Source organism: Brevibacillus sp. FSL K6-6036 (assembly GCF_037964015.1).
Taxonomy (GTDB): domain Bacteria; phylum Bacillota; class Bacilli; order Brevibacillales; family Brevibacillaceae; genus Brevibacillus; species Brevibacillus borstelensis.
In genome coordinates, this window is sequence record NZ_CP150173.1 from 1,863,523 (window position 1) to 1,879,673 (window position 16,151).

The 16,151-nt window shown below is 53.3% G+C and carries 15 protein-coding genes and 1 riboswitch; of the genes, 14 read left to right on the forward strand and 1 reads right to left on the reverse strand.

Annotation, left to right across the window (positions count from 1 at the left end):
• Nucleotides 1-13: 13 nt before the first annotated feature.
• The 5 genes from NST37_RS09290 (at nt 14) to nikC (ending at nt 5,725) form a co-directional block, all read left to right on the forward strand.
• On the forward strand, nt 14-979 hold the full coding sequence (locus tag NST37_RS09290; RefSeq protein ID WP_339186602.1) for an ABC transporter ATP-binding protein: 966 nt from the start codon (nt 14-16) through the stop codon (nt 977-979).
• A 24-nt stretch (nt 980-1,003) separates the two neighbouring features.
• Nucleotides 1,004-1,975: a dipeptide ABC transporter ATP-binding protein gene (locus NST37_RS09295; RefSeq protein ID WP_311315133.1), complete on the forward strand. Its 972-nt coding sequence runs from the start codon at nt 1,004-1,006 to the stop codon at nt 1,973-1,975.
• Between the two features lie 101 nt (nt 1,976-2,076).
• The gene (locus tag NST37_RS09300; protein WP_003390708.1) at nt 2,077-3,726 is read left to right on the forward strand and encodes an ABC transporter substrate-binding protein; all 1,650 of its coding nucleotides are present in this window, start codon (nt 2,077-2,079) and stop codon (nt 3,724-3,726) included.
• Between the two features lie 82 nt (nt 3,727-3,808).
• Nucleotides 3,809-4,819 (forward strand): ABC transporter permease, encoded by a 1,011-nt coding sequence (locus NST37_RS09305; protein ID WP_031932405.1) that lies wholly within the window; start codon nt 3,809-3,811, stop codon nt 4,817-4,819.
• Between the two features lie 12 nt (nt 4,820-4,831).
• The gene (gene nikC, locus NST37_RS09310) at nt 4,832-5,725 is read left to right on the forward strand and encodes a nickel transporter permease (protein ID WP_003390704.1); all 894 of its coding nucleotides are present in this window, start codon (nt 4,832-4,834) and stop codon (nt 5,723-5,725) included.
• 229 nt (nt 5,726-5,954) lie between these two features.
• On the opposite strand, the gene NST37_RS09315 is transcribed toward nikC, so the two are convergent.
• Nucleotides 5,955-6,746, reverse strand: a complete 792-nt coding sequence (locus NST37_RS09315) for an alpha/beta hydrolase (RefSeq protein ID WP_003390703.1) — start codon at nt 6,744-6,746, stop codon at nt 5,955-5,957.
• A 125-nt stretch (nt 6,747-6,871) separates the two neighbouring features.
• Between NST37_RS09315 and NST37_RS09320 the strand changes: the two genes are divergently transcribed.
• The 9 genes from NST37_RS09320 (at nt 6,872) to lepA (ending at nt 16,128) form a co-directional block, all read left to right on the forward strand.
• The gene (locus tag NST37_RS09320) at nt 6,872-7,969 is read left to right on the forward strand and encodes a Xaa-Pro peptidase family protein (protein WP_024984582.1); all 1,098 of its coding nucleotides are present in this window, start codon (nt 6,872-6,874) and stop codon (nt 7,967-7,969) included.
• Nucleotides 7,970-8,024: 55 nt separating this feature from the next.
• Nucleotides 8,025-8,235, forward strand: a riboswitch (cobalamin riboswitch).
• A gap of 21 nt (nt 8,236-8,256) precedes the next feature.
• Nucleotides 8,257-8,382, forward strand: coding sequence for a hypothetical protein (locus NST37_RS09325; RefSeq protein ID WP_264484490.1), 126 nt, complete (start codon nt 8,257-8,259; stop codon nt 8,380-8,382).
• A gap of 42 nt (nt 8,383-8,424) precedes the next feature.
• Complete coding sequence (locus tag NST37_RS09330) at nt 8,425-9,474, forward strand: ABC transporter substrate-binding protein (RefSeq protein WP_024984581.1); 1,050 nt, start codon at nt 8,425-8,427, stop codon at nt 9,472-9,474.
• Between the two features lie 119 nt (nt 9,475-9,593).
• The gene (locus NST37_RS09335) at nt 9,594-10,673 is read left to right on the forward strand and encodes an iron ABC transporter permease (RefSeq protein ID WP_171506873.1); all 1,080 of its coding nucleotides are present in this window, start codon (nt 9,594-9,596) and stop codon (nt 10,671-10,673) included.
• Nucleotides 10,670-11,482: a heme ABC transporter ATP-binding protein gene (locus NST37_RS09340; protein WP_024984579.1), complete on the forward strand. Its 813-nt coding sequence runs from the start codon at nt 10,670-10,672 to the stop codon at nt 11,480-11,482. Before NST37_RS09335 ends, NST37_RS09340 begins: the two co-directional genes overlap by 4 nt.
• On the forward strand, nt 11,479-12,528 hold the full coding sequence (locus tag NST37_RS09345; RefSeq protein WP_003390694.1) for a methyltransferase domain-containing protein: 1,050 nt from the start codon (nt 11,479-11,481) through the stop codon (nt 12,526-12,528). Before NST37_RS09340 ends, NST37_RS09345 begins: the two co-directional genes overlap by 4 nt.
• A gap of 48 nt (nt 12,529-12,576) precedes the next feature.
• Complete coding sequence (locus tag NST37_RS09350) at nt 12,577-13,116, forward strand: sigma-70 family RNA polymerase sigma factor (protein WP_003390690.1); 540 nt, start codon at nt 12,577-12,579, stop codon at nt 13,114-13,116.
• Complete coding sequence (locus NST37_RS09355) at nt 13,095-14,117, forward strand: hypothetical protein (protein ID WP_339186605.1); 1,023 nt, start codon at nt 13,095-13,097, stop codon at nt 14,115-14,117. The genes NST37_RS09350 and NST37_RS09355 overlap by 22 nt, the downstream gene beginning before the upstream one ends.
• A gap of 193 nt (nt 14,118-14,310) precedes the next feature.
• Nucleotides 14,311-16,128, forward strand: coding sequence for a translation elongation factor 4 (gene lepA / locus NST37_RS09360; RefSeq protein ID WP_339186607.1), 1,818 nt, complete (start codon nt 14,311-14,313; stop codon nt 16,126-16,128).
• Nucleotides 16,129-16,151: the final 23 nt, after the last annotated feature.

Here is a 16,151-nt window from a genome sequence, read left to right on the forward strand (position 1 = left end):
GAGGTGCACCTGCATGTCACAGCCAGTATTGGAAATCGAAAACTTGCAAACGCACTTTTTTACAGACCGCGGGCAAATACCGGCGGTCGATGGTGTCACCATTACCGTAAACAAGGGAGAAGTGCTCGGGATCGTCGGCGAGTCCGGGTGCGGAAAAAGCGTAACCTCCCTGTCTGTCATGAAACTGGTTCCCAACCCCCCGGGAAAGATTGTCGGAGGCTTCATCAAATTTAAAGGGGAGGACCTCGTGTTGGCCAGCGAAAAGCGGATGAGAGAGATTCGCGGAAACGAAATCGCGATGATTTTTCAGGAGCCGATGACCTCGCTCAACCCTGTTTATACGATAGGCGACCAGATCGGGGAAGCCATTCGCTTGCATATGAAGGTGGGCAAAAAAGAAGCGCTCGGGCGCGCTGTAGAGATGCTGAAAAAAGTAGGCATTCCGAGGGCGGAAGGAATTGTCCGCGAATATCCGCACCAGCTTTCGGGCGGGATGCGCCAGAGGGTCATGATCGCGATGGCGATGGCCTGCAATCCGGAGCTTTTGATCGCGGACGAACCAACGACAGCGCTTGACGTGACGATCCAGGCTCAGATCCTCGATTTGATGAGGCATGTGAATAAAGAGTCGGGAACGGCTATTTTGCTGATTACACATGACCTGGGCGTGGTAGCGGAAATGTGTCATCGCGTTGTCGTCATGTACGCGGGCAATGTGGTGGAGGAGGGCGATGTTCGGACGATCCTGAAAGAACCGAAGCATCCATACACCATCGGCCTGCTGAACTCCTTGCCCAAGCTGGAAGTATCGCAGGAACGGCTTTATTCCATCCCCGGAAACGTCCCGATACCCGGCTCGATACAGATGGGGTGCAGGTTCTCGCCGCGGTGCGAACAGGCAGACGACAAGTGCCGGACGCAGATGCCGGAGCTGAAGACAGTGGGAGCCAATCATCGTGCCCGCTGCTGGATGACGTAAATAAATCCCGAAAGGAGCATGCATGTGGCTGAAGATCTGCTCATCGTCAAGAATCTGAAGAAATACTACCCGATCACAGGCGGCGTATTCGGGAAAGAGGTAGGCGTCGTCAAAGCCGTAGATGACGTCTCGTTTACCGTGAAGAGAGGGGAGACGTTTGGGCTGGTAGGAGAGAGCGGATGCGGGAAATCGACGACGGGCCGTTCCCTTTTGCGGCTGATCGAGCCCACCTCTGGAGAAGTGGTGTTCGACGGGACCGACATCATCGGCTTGCAGGGAGAAGCGCTGCGCAAGATGCGGCGCAATATGCAAATTGTTTTTCAGGATCCGTTCGCTTCTCTCAACCCTCGTCATAATATTGAAAAGATTCTGGAGGAGCCTTTGCGGGTGCACGGGATCGGTTCTCCGGCTGAACGAAAAGAGCGCGTCAGGGAGCTGCTTGAAGTGGTTGGTCTCTCCAGCTACCATGCGACGCGATATCCCCATCAGTTCAGCGGCGGCCAGCGGCAGCGGATCGGTATCGCCCGGGCTCTGATGCTCAATCCCAAGCTGATCGTGGCAGACGAGCCCGTTTCAGCCCTGGATGTTTCGATTCAGTCCCAGGTGCTCAATCTCATGCAAGATTTGCAGAGAGACTTGGGGTTGACCTATTTGTTTATCGCCCACGACCTGAGTGTCGTCCGGCATATCAGCGACCGTGTCGGAGTCATGTATTTGGGCAGGCTGGTAGAGCTTAGCCGGAGCGAGGAGCTTTACCGCCAGCCGCTGCATCCGTACACCCGAGCGCTTCTTTCAGCAGTACCTTCTCCCGATCCGGATGCGGTACGGGAGCGTATCATCCTGCAGGGAGATGTACCCAGTCCGTCCAACCCCCCGACAGGATGCACCTTCCACACGCGATGCCCGCATGTAACAGACGAATGCCGACAGGTTCGTCCGGACTTTCGGGACGTCGGCGGTGGCCGCTTCGTAGCGTGCCATCTGTACAACGCATGACGCTGCCTCGCGAATTCCTTTCAAAGGGGGGATGCAAGACAACGTTGAGTGAGAAAAGCAGAGAAGAGATGTGCGGAAAATGGAAAAGGGGGAATTCATCCATGAAGAAGAAGGTTCTTACTGCAGCGATGACGAGCCTGCTCGCACTCTCCATGGTCCTTGCAGGGTGCTCAAGCTCGCAACCGGCTCAACAGCCGAGCGACCAGGGACAAGCTCAGCAGCAGACGCCGCCAGCAGAGCCCGCAAAGAACGAGCCGAAGCAGCTGATTATTGGACGTGGGGCTGACACGAAAAGTCTGGATCCGATCCGGGAAACGGATGGAGAAACATTCAGGGTGACTGAAAACATTTATGAAACGCTCGTGAGCTATGAGGATACAAACACGACGGTTATACCCGGACTGGCCGAGAGCTGGGAAATTTCCGAGGACGGCTTGACCTACACCTTCAAGCTTCGCCAGGGCGTAAAGTTCCATGATGGTACGGACTTCAATGCGGAAGCAGTCAAGTTCAACTTCGACCGCTGGATGGACAAGAGCAACAAATACCACAATCCAGAGGGATTCCCCTACTATAATGACATGTTTGGGGGATACAAAGGCGATCCTGATCACGTAATCAAAGAGATCAAGGTTGTGGACGCACACACGATTCAATTCGTTTTGAACAGGACCCAAGCCCCGTTCCTGGCAAACCTGGGCATGTCGCCGTTTGCCATCGCTTCGCCAAAAGCGATTGAAGGAGGCAAGCTGGGAGATGAGCCTGTAGGTACCGGGCCATTCAAGTTTGCGGGTTGGAAGCGCAATGACATCATCACCCTGGAGAAAAACCCGGACTACTGGAACAAGGGGTATCCGAAGCTGGACAAAGTCATCTTCAAGGTCATTCCGGAAAATACAGCGCGTCTGACAGCGCTGACGTCCGGAGAGATCGATCTGATGGATGGACTGAATCCGGACGATGCGGAAGCGGTAAAAGAAAACAAGGACCTGCAGCTGCTCCTGCGTCCATCGATGAACGTCGGTTACCTCGCGTTCAATACGGAGAAAAAGCCGTTTGACAATCCAAAGGTGCGTCAAGCGATCAGCCACGCGATCAACAAGCCCGAGATGGTGAAAGCATTCTACAGCGGCCTTGGCGAACCGGCTACCAACCCGATGCCGCCAAGTCTTTGGGGTTACAACGACCAGATCAAGGACCGCGAATACAACCTGGATCAAGCGAAAAAGCTGTTAGCGGAAGCTGGATACCCGAATGGCTTCAAGGTGCAGTTCATGGCCATGCCTGTTCCTCGTCCGTATATCCCGGACGGCAAAAAGATGGCAGAAGCGATTCAGCAGGATTTAAAGAAAATCGGCATCGAAACGGAAATCGTGACGATGGAGTGGGCTACGTATCTCGAAAAGACAAGGTTAGGCGAGTACGAGATGTGTCTGCTTGGCTGGAACGGCGACAACGGCGACCCGGACAACTTCCTGTACACGCTGCTCGACAAGAATACCATTAACGGAAACAATATTCCTCGCTACTCCAATGAAGAGGTTCATCAGCTTCTTTTGAAAGCGCAGTCCACGTCTGACCAGAAAGAGCGTGAAACCCTGTACAAAAAGGCGCAGGAGCTGATCTTTAACGACGCGCCTCTCGTTCCGATCGCTCACTCTACACCGCCGATTGCGGCCAAAGCGGGTGTTACCGGCTATCAGCCGCATCCAAAAGGCAGCGAGAGCGTAGAAAAAGTAGACATTCAGTAAGTGTGGCAAGGGTAAGAAGAACCCTTTCTTCTTGCCCTTCTCTTTTATGTTCAACGATGGACGACGCAAGGAAAGCGAGGAGATGGCATTGCTGGCCTACACCATTAGAAGATTGTTGATGCTGATCCCAGTGTTACTAGGAATGTCGCTAATTGTTTTTGCTATTATTCACGCCATCCCGGGGGACCCGGCACTGACGATTTTGGGAGAGAAGGCAAGTCCGCAGGCTCTTGCGGATTTGCGGGAACAGCTGGGGCTGAACAACCCTTGGTATATGCAATACTTTCATTACTTGGGGAATCTTCTAAAAGGGGATTTGGGAGTCTCCTTGCACTCCAAAGCGCCAATTACCGTAGAAATGGGCCCATACTTGGCGGCGACGATTGAGTTGACTTTGGTGAGTATGCTGTTCGCAGTTTTTATCGGAGTGAATGCGGGAATCATCTCTGCCTGGAAACAGAACTCGTGGTTTGACTACACTTGCATGCTGATCGCTTTAATTGGAGTTTCCATGCCGGTATTTTGGCTGGGCTTGATGGAACAATGGGTATTTGCCCAGGAATTGAAGTGGCTGCCTTCTATTGGACGTGACAATCCGCGTGATCCAGTAGCTGAGATTACGCATTTTTATATAATTGATTCGATTCTTGCAGGTCGTTGGGATCATTTTCGAGATGTGGTGGAGCACTTGATTCTTCCGGGAATCGCGCTGGGAACGATTCCGATGGCGATTATTGCACGGATAACCCGTTCCAGCATGCTCGAAGTAATGCGGTCCGACTATATTCGGACGGCAAGGGCAAAAGGGCTTGGCCAGTTTTTTGTCGTGTACAAGCACGCCCTGAAAAATGCGTTGATTCCCGTACTGACGATTGTGGGGGTGCAAGTAGGCCTCCTGATCGGGGGGGCGGTATTAACCGAGACGATTTTCGGGTGGCCGGGTGTTGGGAGATACATCTATACGGCAATCGGAAACCGCGATTATCCCGTTATTCAGTCAGGAATTTTGGTCATCGCAACGATTTTTGTTCTGATTAACCTGGTGGTCGACCTCCTGTACGCTTACGTCGATCCGCGCATCAAATATCGCTGAGGAGGCAGTAAGATGGCAGAAACCCATGTGCAAACGGTACCAGTCAAGCAGATAAATGAGCCGATCTCCTCTCCGTGGCGCGATGCTTGGAGGATCCTGCGCAAGAACAAGATGGCCATTCTCGGATTCTGCATCATTCTTTTCTTCGTCTTGCTCGCAATCCTGGCACCGTTTATCACCCCGTACGAATACGACAAAGGAGAACTGGTTGATAAAAACCTGCCTCCCTCTGCTGAACACTGGTTTGGTACGGACTACAACGGGCGGGACGTCTTTACCCGTGTGATTTACGGCGCGCAGATCTCACTGCGAGTAGGGCTGTTTGCCGTGATCGGGTCCATCGTTGCCGGGACATTCCTCGGCCTGTTAGCCGGCTACTACGGCAAATGGATCGATACGCTCATTTCGCGGTTGTTTGATATTATGCTTGCGTTTCCCAGCATTCTGTTGGCGATTGCGATTGTAGCTATACTCGGTCCATCTCTGGAGAATGCCTTGCTTGCGATTGCGATCGTGAATGTGCCCACCTATGGACGTCTTGTCCGTTCGCGGGTGCTTAGTCTGAAGGAAGAAGAATACGTGATGGCCGCCAGGGCGATCGGATCAAAGCATTCACATATTATCGTTCAGCATATTCTCCCTAACAGTTTGGCTCCGATCATCGTGACGGGAACACTTGGAATTGCGACCGCGATCATTGAAGCGGCAGCCTTGGGCTTTCTCGGCTTGGGAGCGCAAGCGCCTCAGCCGGAGTGGGGGTTGATGCTCTCCGACTCCCGCCAGTATATTCAAAAAGCGCCGTGGACAGTTATTTTCCCGGGCTTGTCCATCATGCTGACTGTACTTGGCTTTAACCTGATCGGAGACGGGCTGCGCGATGCGCTGGATCCGCGGATGAAAAACTAGGAGCAGCAATCGTTTTTGTGGTTGGCAGACGATGCTACCATGAGCACGGTAACGAAAAACCCCGAAATAAGCGAGGCTTGATTCGGGGTTTTTTCCTATCGGCGAACCTGACGCTTAGGCCCGGATAAGCGTTGACTCAGTATACAGACGCCGGCGACGGTGATCAAGGGCAGGGAGCCATACCGGTTTGTGTAATCCCGTATCATTGTTATGTTATCCCGTAGGACAATCAGACCGAAGAACCGGGGAGAGAACCGATAAATTCTCTGCAAAGGCGACTCAAAGACGAGGCAGTGCGAGTCACGATCTGGTGCTTTACGCCAGGGACAGCAACCAGTTTGGCTTTGGGCAGATGTTTTTCCAGAAGCTCGCCGTACGGATGCATGTGCTTGTCCTGCTGGCCGTATACGAGCAGCACAGGCTGCTTGATCTCATGCAACCGCTCTGTACAGCGATAGTGATGTCCGATCCTGTACAGGTGATGAAGAGTTTTGGCGTCCGTACGGCTGGCATGCTTTATCCACTGTTCTTTATCTGCCTGCTTGTCCAGGTGTGAGGAAGCCGTCGAGCGGGCTAGCAAGCTCACTCCTCCCAGCTTGGCAATGGCTTCGGCCAAATAAAAGCGGGAGTGCAGGTACAGCTCATTCACCTCGGAAAAACCGCTGATAAGTACAAGGCCCGCGATGGAATCTGGATGGCGCAGGCACCAATCCAGTGCGAGAGAAGCACCTTGGGAATAGCCCATTACGACGACTCGTTTATGTCCAAGAGCATGAATCATCTCCTCCAGCGTCTCGCTAAGATCGGCCATCGTAAAGGGGACAAAGAGCGGTTGACTCGCTCCGTGACCGGGAAGATCAGGCAGGATGAGTTGAAAGTGCTCGGCCAACCCGTGCAAACGGGAAAAGTTGATCATCCCGATGCCAGGTGCATGGATACATACAAGCGGCTGGCCGCTGCCGTAAAGCTGAACAGCCAGCCTGGAGCTATTTGCAGTTGGAACGATTGTATTTTCGCTCATTTTTCATTCACCTCCCCTTTATCCTGTCCTTACCTGTGCATAGTTTTTTCGTCCGTTCGCTTCTTTTTTTGGCAAGGAAATGGTATCCTCGCAGTATGATACCCAAAGAAAGGCGGTTGACCCGTTTGTATCAAGAACGCATTCAGCGCATTCTTGCTTATTTGCAAAAGCAAGGGATAGACGCTGCTTTGATTACACTGCCTAAGCACGTTTACTACCTGACAGGCTTTTTAACCGAGCCGCACGAACGTTTCATGGGCCTGGTTATTCCGGCCGCTGGAGAACCTTCCTTGATCGTTCCGGCACTGGACCGGGAAGCAGCCGCAGAAGCGTCAGGCATCAAACAAATCTTGACCCATACGGATACCGATAACCCGTATGAAGTGTTGAAACAAGCGCTTCCTTCCGGATTAAACAAGCTCGGGCTGGAAAAAAGCCATATGACCCTAGATCGTTTCGAAGCGATGAGTGCACTCGTCTCTGCCGGAAGCTATGTCGATATCGAAGAGCCTCTCAGAGAGATGCGCCTGATCAAGACAGCCGATGAAGTGGCAAGGATCAAACACGCAGTCAAGCTGGTCGAAGACGCTCTTGATGAAACTGTGAAAAAAGTAAAGCCGGGTGTGACCGAGACGGAGTTAGTTGCCGAGCTGGAATACCAGATGAAGCGCCTCGGAGCGGAGGGACCTTCTTTCGCTTCGATGGTGTTGGCCGGTGAAAAGTCGGCGCTTCCTCATGGCAATCCGGGAGACCGGGACGTACGGGAAGGCGAACTGCTGCTGTTTGATATTGGCGTTTCCGCTGATGGCTACGTATCTGATATTACCCGCACTTTTGCGGTTGGAGATATCAGCGATCAGCTTCGGGACATCTACGCGACCGTTCTGGCAGCGAACGAAGCGGCTATCGCAGAGGTCCGTCCGGGCGTAACCTTCGCCCATCTCGATCAAACGGCGCGCGGTGTGATTGAAGCCAAAGGATACGGAGAGTACTTTATGCACCGTCTTGGCCACGGACTCGGCATGGATGTTCATGAGTACCCGTCCGTCCATGGGCAAAACCAGGAGGAGCTGCGTCCAGGCATGGTCTTTACCATCGAACCGGGTGTCTATGTTCCCGGGGTAGGCGGCGTACGCATTGAAGACGACGTGCTCGTCACGGAGGATGGATGCGAAGTGCTGACCCGCTATCCGAAAGAATTAACGGTAATCGGAAAAGGCTGATGCAACGGCGGAATCCCGATACGATCGGGAGGATCTCACGCAATCGCCGATCAACTGAATACATACGCTTTATGGTGTGAACCGGGTAGTCTCTTGTACCCGGCCACTTAAAAGGGAAGTTCGGTGAAAACCCGACGCGGTCCCGCCACTGTAAAGGGGAGTGTCCTTGCTGGTATCCACTGTTTCGCGGTCTAAACGCGAGATGGGAAGGGAGCAAGGCGTGATGATCCCAAGCCAGGAGACCTGCCAGAAAGCATACACGATCGACCCACGAGGATGGGGACAGTGTGACGAAGAAACGGCGCCAGACGCTATTGGTCTATCCTTTTGCCGTGTTTCTTTTGTCCGCTGCCCGCAAAGGCATCCCCCGGCAAGATCGGAGGATGTCTTTTCTTTTTGAAATACAGGGGTAAGCAAGTGCGATGAAACGCGAATGACAAAAGGAGGAAATAAGGATGAGAGCTTTCAACAAACGTCTTGGCTTTTTGTTTTTCGCCGGGGTTGCAGTTGTCCTGGCACTATCCGGATGCGGGGGAGCCGAGTCGAATTCGGCTGCAAACACTGTTGCCCCGACAAATGGCTCAACGCAATCAGCAGGAGGCGGAGAATCTGCAAATGCGGCGAATTCGACAAGTTCCTTGTCTCCTGTAACAATCGAAAACAATGGAAGAACCCTCACCTTTGCTGAAGCGCCGAGGAGAGCCGTATCACTCAGTCAGCATACTACCGAAATCATGCTCGCTCTGGGACTGGAAGACAAAATGGTCGGGACTGCTTATCTTGATGATCAGATTTTGCCTGAGCTTCAGGAGGCATATGCGAAGATTCCGGTGCTGTCCAAGCAGTACCCATCAAAGGAAGTCCTCCTTGCCGCTGAACCGGACTTTGTGTACGCTGGCTGGAAGAGCGCCTTTACCGACAAAGCGGTCGGGACTGTCGAGGATTTGGAGAAAATGGGCGTTCACGCTTATTTGCAGCAATCTTCCAATATGACAGCACCGGGTCTTGAGGATGTGTACGCCGACATCCAAAATATCGGGCGCATTTTCCGAGTCGAACCAAAAGCGAATGAACTGATCGAGAAGATGAAAACGGAGATCAGGCAAATCACCGATCACATCAAAGACGTGGCACGGCCGATTCCTGTGTTTGTCTATGACAGCGGAGAGGACAAGCCGTACACAGCTGCCAATAACTACATGACCAGGTTGATTGCGCTGGCAGGAGGCAAGAACATTTTCGACGATGTCCCGAAAGGATGGACAAGCGTAAGCTGGGAAGAGGTAGTCGCCCGCAAGCCGGAAGTGATCGTCATCGTTGATTACGGAGACAAAACCGTTGAACAAAAACGAAATCTGCTTTTGACAAAAAACGAATTGGCTGATCTGCCGGCCATTAAAAACAAGCGTATCGTCGTGCTGCCGCTCTCCGCAGCGGCTGAAGGAATTCGGGCGCCGTTCGCACTAAAAACTCTCGCGGAAGGACTTTATCCGGAGAAATTTTAACGGCAGGACCAATTCATTCCACGTTGGTCAGACCGGTCGATTTTTCCGAAGGAGTGAGAGTTGTGAAACGTACGATACTGGAGAGCTCGGCCGCCACGGATAGCCCCGGACGAAGGGTGATGAAAATCGCCAAGAGAGATATCAGGAGTTTCAGGGGCTGGTTTGCCTCAGTTCTGTTCGTGTTGATTCTGGTGTTGATCGCCAGTGCGACCCTGGCAGTCATGCTGGGCTCAGTGTCGATTCGGCCCGGCACGATCTGGAAAATTGCTTTTTCCCATATTCCGTTGATAGGAGAATGGATACAGGCGGATTGGTCAAAATCGGAAGAAACGATTATTTGGCAGATTCGCTTTCCGCGTGTCTTGCTTGCGGCAATCGTTGGCGCGGGCTTGTCAGTGGTCGGGGTGACCATACAGGCACTTGTAAGAAATTCGTTGGCGGATCCGTATTTGCTCGGGGTTTCCTCAGGTGCATCGGTAGGAGCGACACTGACAATTCTTTTCGGAGCATTCAGTCTATACGGACAGTATTCCCTGACCATTGGGGCTTTTACCGGATCGCTCCTGGCGATTGTCCTTGTTTTTGCGCTTTCGCGGCTTGGAGGGCAAAACTCGACCGTGCGCTTGTTGATGTCCGGCATTGCTGTTTCGGCTGTACTCTCGGCGATCACCAGCCTGATTATCTTTTCAGCTCCTAACGAGCATGGCATCCGTACAGTTTTGTTCTGGATGCAAGGTAGCCTCGCGGGAGCCAAATGGGAGTACCTGACCATTCCGGGCGTTGTGGTAGTGGCCGGGATGTTCGTGCTGATGACTTATTATCGCTCGCTCAATGCGATCATGATGGGAGAGGAAACCGCGAGGACGCTGGGAGTGAATACCGAACATTTCCGAAAAATGCTGCTCGTTATGACCGCGCTGCTCACAGGGGTCATCGTCTCGATCAGCGGGGCAATCGGCTTTGTCGGACTGATGATGCCGCATATTGTCCGCATCATTGTCGGCACCGATCACCGCCGCGTGCTTCCAGTCAGTGCGCTGCTGGGAGCAAGCTTTCTGATCTGGGCCGATGTCGTGGCCAGACTGGCATTCGCTCCTGAGGAATTGCCCATCGGTATCATTACATCGCTGTGCGGAGGGCCATTCTTTATTTGGCTCATGCTTCGAAGCTCGTATTCGTTTGGGGGTGGCGGAAGATGAATCTCATCGCCGAGCAAGTATCCGTCATGTTGGATGGAAAGGAAATCCTTGATCACGTCGACCTGCAGGCTAAGCCGGGAACATTCGTCGGCCTGATCGGTCCGAATGGAAGCGGAAAGTCGACTTTGCTAAAGAGCATTTACCGGGTCAGGAAGCCGGATGCGGGTCTTGTTACAGTAGATGGAGAAGACATCTATCAACTGTCGCCTCGGCAAACAGCGCAGCGAATGGCAGTTGTTCGTCAGGAAGGCACAGTTGAATTCGATTTCACCGTTAGAGAAATTGTTTTGATGGGCCGTTCTGCACATAAACGATTATTTCAGTCAGATACGGAAGAAGACTTTTCGCTCGTGGAAAGGGCGCTGGCTCGAACGGGTATGCAAGCCTTCGCAGAGCGCAGCTTTTTGTCCTTGTCCGGCGGCGAAAAACAGAGGGTATTAATCGCGCGGGCATTGGTGCAAGAGGCGAAGCTTCTTGTTTTGGACGAGCCGACGAACCATCTCGACATTCGCTACCAGCTGCAAATTATGGACCTCCTGAAATCGCTCCGTCTGACCGTCCTCGCAGCGCTGCATGACCTGAATATTGCGGCGACATACTGCGACCGGATCTATGTGATCCAAGAAGGGCGGATTGCAGCCGCCGGCACACCGGAACAAGTGCTGAATCCCGAAATGCTCCGGGAAGTGTTCGGTGTCGAAACAGAAGTGTATGTTCATCCGAAGACAGGAAAGAAGCACATCGTATTTTTCTCCGGTATGGAAATGAGCGAACAGCGGAAGGATGCGGAGGTGTCAACGGCCCTATGAGTGTTTATTCCTGCAAAGTATGCGGTTTTCGCTATGATGAGTGGCTCGGCGACAGTAAAAATGGCGTGCCGCCGGGGATTCCTTTTCAGCGTTTGACAGGCTCGGTTTGCTCTACCTGCGGCCTGTCGGGCGGAAGGCACGAGCGGCTCCCCAGTCCACCTTACAAAGGGCTGGAAGCAGCGTACTACGACCAGTTTGCGGGAAAGGCGGGCATACTTTTCTACCGCGGCTGGATACAAGCCTTCGACCGTCAGCCCGCAGTTCTGGAGCTGGGAGTAGGAACGGGAAGAATCGCCCTGGAATTGGCCAGGCAGGGTATTTCTGTCTGCGGGATCGATAACAGTCCCGACATGCTCGGGCTAGCGGAAAAGAAGAAGCGGCGGTTGGGGAAAGGCAGAGAACACCTGCTGGAGCTCATGGAACAAGAAGCGCTTCATTTGCAACTGGATCGCACCTTTACTCATGTGCTTTTGACCGAGGGGTTTCTCCAGCACTTTACGCTCCGCTCGGAACAAAGGCGGCTTCTACAGTTGATCAAGGAGCATCTAACCGAGGACGGTCTGGTAGCGATTGACCTCCTCTTGCCCCCTGCAGGTGAAAATTGGCAAACGGAACAGCGAAAATGGGTGTTTCCCGACAAGATGGTCTACCAACAGGTTCGGGGAGAAACGTCTTACGCACGCCAGCGATTCCGCTACTCTCTTGCCTATGAGACCTTTATCGACAGCGTGGAGCAGCCGCGCTACCGGGTGGACCGGGAAATGGCGCTGATGCTCCCGGGGGAGCTGGTCTTGCTGCTGGAGTCGGAGCAATTGGAGGTAACGGCGATGCACGAAAACTACATCATCGACTACCCGGCAGGCTATATCCATTCGGTTGAAGGTCTGTCTCTCGTCCATACTGTTCCATCATCGCCGGCGAGAGGCGACTATGATTTGGAAAAGTGGACGGAGGGCGGGTACCCATTTGCGGGCTTAAACGGGAGGACCAACGCGGATGTCTCGCGAATGACTCTGTTTGCTCGGAAAAAAACCTGTAACAAATAGCGGCTTCTTGCATCTAACAAGGTGAAACAGGAAGGAGGGCGCGTCTTCGTGGATAAGCTTCAGCAGACGCCAGAGGCTTCTTTGGATCGGCTCATGCAGGAATACGGGACGCGTGTCCTGCGACTGGTCACCTTGATGGTGAAGGACCGTGACCTGGCCGAAGACATTACGCAGGACGTATTTTTGAAGGTCTACCGCAACCTTTCCGGCTTTCGCGGAGAGAGCAGCATCCATACCTGGATCTACCGGATCGCCGTCAACGAATGCAAGGGCTATTTGCGGTCGTGGACGTTTCGAAATTTGTTTCCGCAAGCGTGGATACAAAAAAATGGCGAAGCGTCGACCGAAAATATCGTGCTGCAGCGAGCTGCCCGGGATGAGCTGGTCCGGCTTGTCTTGCTGCTTCCGCCACTCTATCGCCAGGCGGTAGCTCTCCACTATTATGGGGAAATGTCCATTGCGGAAGTGGCTGAGGTGCTAGGTGTGACCGAAGGGACTGTTCGGACGAGGCTTCATCGGGCGAGACAGCTGTTGAAAAAGGAAATGAATACCGGGGAGGGATGGGAATGGAACGAGACCAATGGCTGAAAGGATTGAAAGAGCGAGCCGATCGCAGCGTACTCCATGACGTCGTGTTCTCCCCGGAAATGGAAGAGAATATACGGCGAACGATCAAGCAGGAGGCAGGGCGAAAAAAAAGGACCTTTTCCCCGGGGCGATGGGGCCTTTGGGCCTCGGCAGCAGCCGCTGTCCTGCTGCTTGCTCTCGTAGGCACTGCGATAACCGGTGTAGGGCCGGGAGAACACGCCCGGCAACCCGTTCAAGAGAAGCCTTGGCTACCCGCTACTATTGTGAATCCGCCCGATTTGTGGAAACCGTCGCCACGTTCAGATATACACAGCGAAAATCAGGTTTTCAGCTACCTCGGGGAGAAGCCTGTCCGCATCATGACAGATGAATTTGGGCTGTACGAGGATCAGGCACAGCGGATTTCATTTCTGTTGAACGGTTCATTTGGAAAAGAGGTGGAGCTGGTCGCCTACAGTACGGAGGGCAAGCGGATCAAGCTTGGTTCTTATGAAGTTCTGGGACCCGAGTATGATGCGGATGGCCATTTTTCGTCCAGCATTGCCCTTCCCGATCCGGGTGTCTGGAAGCTGCAGGTGCTCTCGGGCAGCGAGCATTTTGGGCAAGTGTTTGTTCAGGTCGAAAAAGGTGTCTCCCCCGAAAATCGGGAGTTTGTCACTCCGCTGATCACCGCGTATTTGCAAACGGCCCAGGGAAACCTGAGCTGGCTGGGAGCAGATCGCGATGTCCATATTGAACTGATCGGGGTAGAAACGCAAGCTCCGGAAAAGCGGCGTGTCTATGCTTGGGTAAGGATTGAAGGCAAGGCAGAGGAGGGGTCTCCGGGATTAAGCTGCCCGATGGTCCTGGACATCGCCTACGAACAGAAGAACGGCAAAGGCGGCGCCTACCGGGTAATCAGCCACAGTATGCCAGAGGACGGAAGCCGCTATCAACCAAGTCTAAAGAAGCTGTTTCCCGAGAAATATTTGCAGCGGTTAAGTGAAGGGAAGAAGCCTTAGCATTATACGCCGCACCTGCTTCAAATCCTGGTTCGGATCGGTCCTCGAAAAATCGTGGGAACCGCCTTATTCTCAATTGTTGCTCGCATAACCGCGCTTTGATATAATTGACGTTAGTGTATTTTTTCGGAACGCGGTCTGAAGGTGGACCAACAGGCGACGTTCAGATGGCGTGGGAGGGAACTGACAACACATGGATCGCCGTGAAAGACAAAAACGCATTCGCAATTTTTCCATTATCGCCCATATCGACCACGGGAAGTCAACCTTGGCTGACCGCATCCTGGAATTGACAGGAGCATTGTCAGAACGGGAGATGGAAGCGCAGTTTCTGGACTCGATGGATCTGGAAAGAGAGCGCGGCATTACGATCAAGCTGAATGCCGTGCAGTTAAAGTATAAAGCAGACGACGGGGAAGAGTATATTTTGCATTTGATCGACACCCCCGGACACGTCGACTTTACCTATGAAGTATCCCGCAGCCTTGCCGCTTGCGAAGGCGCCCTCTTGGTCGTCGACGCTGCCCAAGGCATCGAAGCGCAGACATTGGCCAACGTCTATCTGGCGCTGGACAACAATCTGGAGATTATTCCGGTAATCAACAAGATTGACCTGCCGAGCGCGGAACCAGAGCGGGTCAAACAGGAAGTAGAGGACGTCATTGGCCTGGATGCAAGCGAAGCCTGTCTGACTTCGGCAAAAGCAGGGATCGGGATCAAAGGCGTGCTGGAGGCTGTCGTGCAAAAGGTGCCGGCTCCGGAAGGGGACCCCGACGCACCTCTGCAAGCTTTGATTTTTGACTCTTACTTTGATCCGTACCGCGGCGTAATCGCTTCCGTGAGGGTTGTAAACGGTACGCTGCGCAAAGGCATGAAAATCAAAATGATGGCGACAGGCAAAACCTTCGATGTAACCGAAGTGGGAGCATCGATGCCGCGTCAGACCCCGGTCGACGAACTGACTGTGGGTGATGTAGGGTATGTCGCCGCTTCGATCAAAACGGTAGGAGACACGAGGGTCGGTGATACGATTACCGACGCAGCTCGCCCGACGGCAGAACCGCTGCCAGGCTACCGGAAAATCAATCCAATGGTGTTCTGCGGTCTGTACCCGATCGACACCAGCGATTACAATGACTTGCGCGAGGCTTTGGAAAAGCTTCAGCTAAACGACGCGTCCCTGCAGTTCGAGCCGGAGACATCCCAGGCGCTTGGCTTCGGATTCCGTTGCGGATTCCTCGGTCTCTTGCATATGGAGATCATTCAGGAGCGGATTGAGCGGGAATTCAACATCGATCTGATCACGACCGCACCGAGCGTAATTTACCGGGTGACCATGACCAATGGCGAGGTCATCGAGATCGACAACCCGTCGAAAATGCCGGAAGTGCAGAAGATCGAAATGATCGAAGAGCCGTATGTGTCGGCTACCGTAATGGTGCCGAAGGATTACGTGGGCGATGTCATGCAGTTGTGCCAGGGCAAGCGCGGAGAATTTCTCGACATGCAGTACATGGGAGAAAATCGCGTGCAGCTGAAGTACGACATGCCGCTCTCGGAGATCGTGTACGACTTCTTTGATCTGCTGAAGTCAGGAACCAAAGGCTACGCCTCCTTTGACTATGAATTGGCAGGCTACAAGCCGTCCAAGCTTGTGAAAATGGACATTCTGTTGAACGGAGAAGTCGTGGATGCCCTGTCGTTTATCGTCCACCGCGACAGCGCCTACAACCGTGGCCGCATCATCTGCGAAAAGCTGAAGGAATTGATCCCGAGACAGCAATTCGAGGTGCCGATCCAGGCTGCGATCGGACACAAGGTTGTCGCGCGGGAGACGATCAGCGCCCTGCGCAAAAACGTCCTGGCCAAATGCTACGGCGGGGACATCAGCCGGAAGCGCAAACTCCTGGAAAAGCAAAAAGAAGGGAAAAAGCGCATGAAATCCGTCGGTTCCGTCGAGGTGCCGCAAGAAGCGTTCATGGCTGTTCTCCGGATGGACGACAAGAAATAGGCCGAAACAAACCGGTCTGCAGT

Excerpts from the sequence above, each read along its gene's own strand:
- NST37_RS09290 (WP_339186602.1), top strand. The coding sequence starts at position 14 with ATGTCACAGCCAGTATTGGAAATCGAAAACTTGCAAACGCACTTTTTT.
- NST37_RS09300 (WP_003390708.1), top strand. The coding sequence starts at position 2,077 with ATGAAGAAGAAGGTTCTTACTGCAGCGATGACGAGCCTGCTCGCACTC.
- NST37_RS09305 (WP_031932405.1), top strand. The coding sequence starts at position 3,809 with ATGGCATTGCTGGCCTACACCATTAGAAGATTGTTGATGCTGATCCCA.
- nikC (WP_003390704.1), top strand. The coding sequence starts at position 4,832 with ATGGCAGAAACCCATGTGCAAACGGTACCAGTCAAGCAGATAAATGAG.
- NST37_RS09315 (WP_003390703.1), bottom strand. The coding sequence starts at position 6,746 with ATGAGCGAAAATACAATCGTTCCAACTGCAAATAGCTCCAGGCTGGCT.
- NST37_RS09330 (WP_024984581.1), top strand. The coding sequence starts at position 8,425 with ATGAGAGCTTTCAACAAACGTCTTGGCTTTTTGTTTTTCGCCGGGGTT.
- NST37_RS09335 (WP_171506873.1), top strand. The coding sequence starts at position 9,594 with ATGAAAATCGCCAAGAGAGATATCAGGAGTTTCAGGGGCTGGTTTGCC.
- NST37_RS09340 (WP_024984579.1), top strand. The coding sequence starts at position 10,670 with ATGAATCTCATCGCCGAGCAAGTATCCGTCATGTTGGATGGAAAGGAA.
- NST37_RS09345 (WP_003390694.1), top strand. The coding sequence starts at position 11,479 with ATGAGTGTTTATTCCTGCAAAGTATGCGGTTTTCGCTATGATGAGTGG.
- NST37_RS09355 (WP_339186605.1), top strand. The coding sequence starts at position 13,095 with ATGGAACGAGACCAATGGCTGAAAGGATTGAAAGAGCGAGCCGATCGC.
- lepA (WP_339186607.1), top strand. The coding sequence starts at position 14,311 with ATGGATCGCCGTGAAAGACAAAAACGCATTCGCAATTTTTCCATTATC.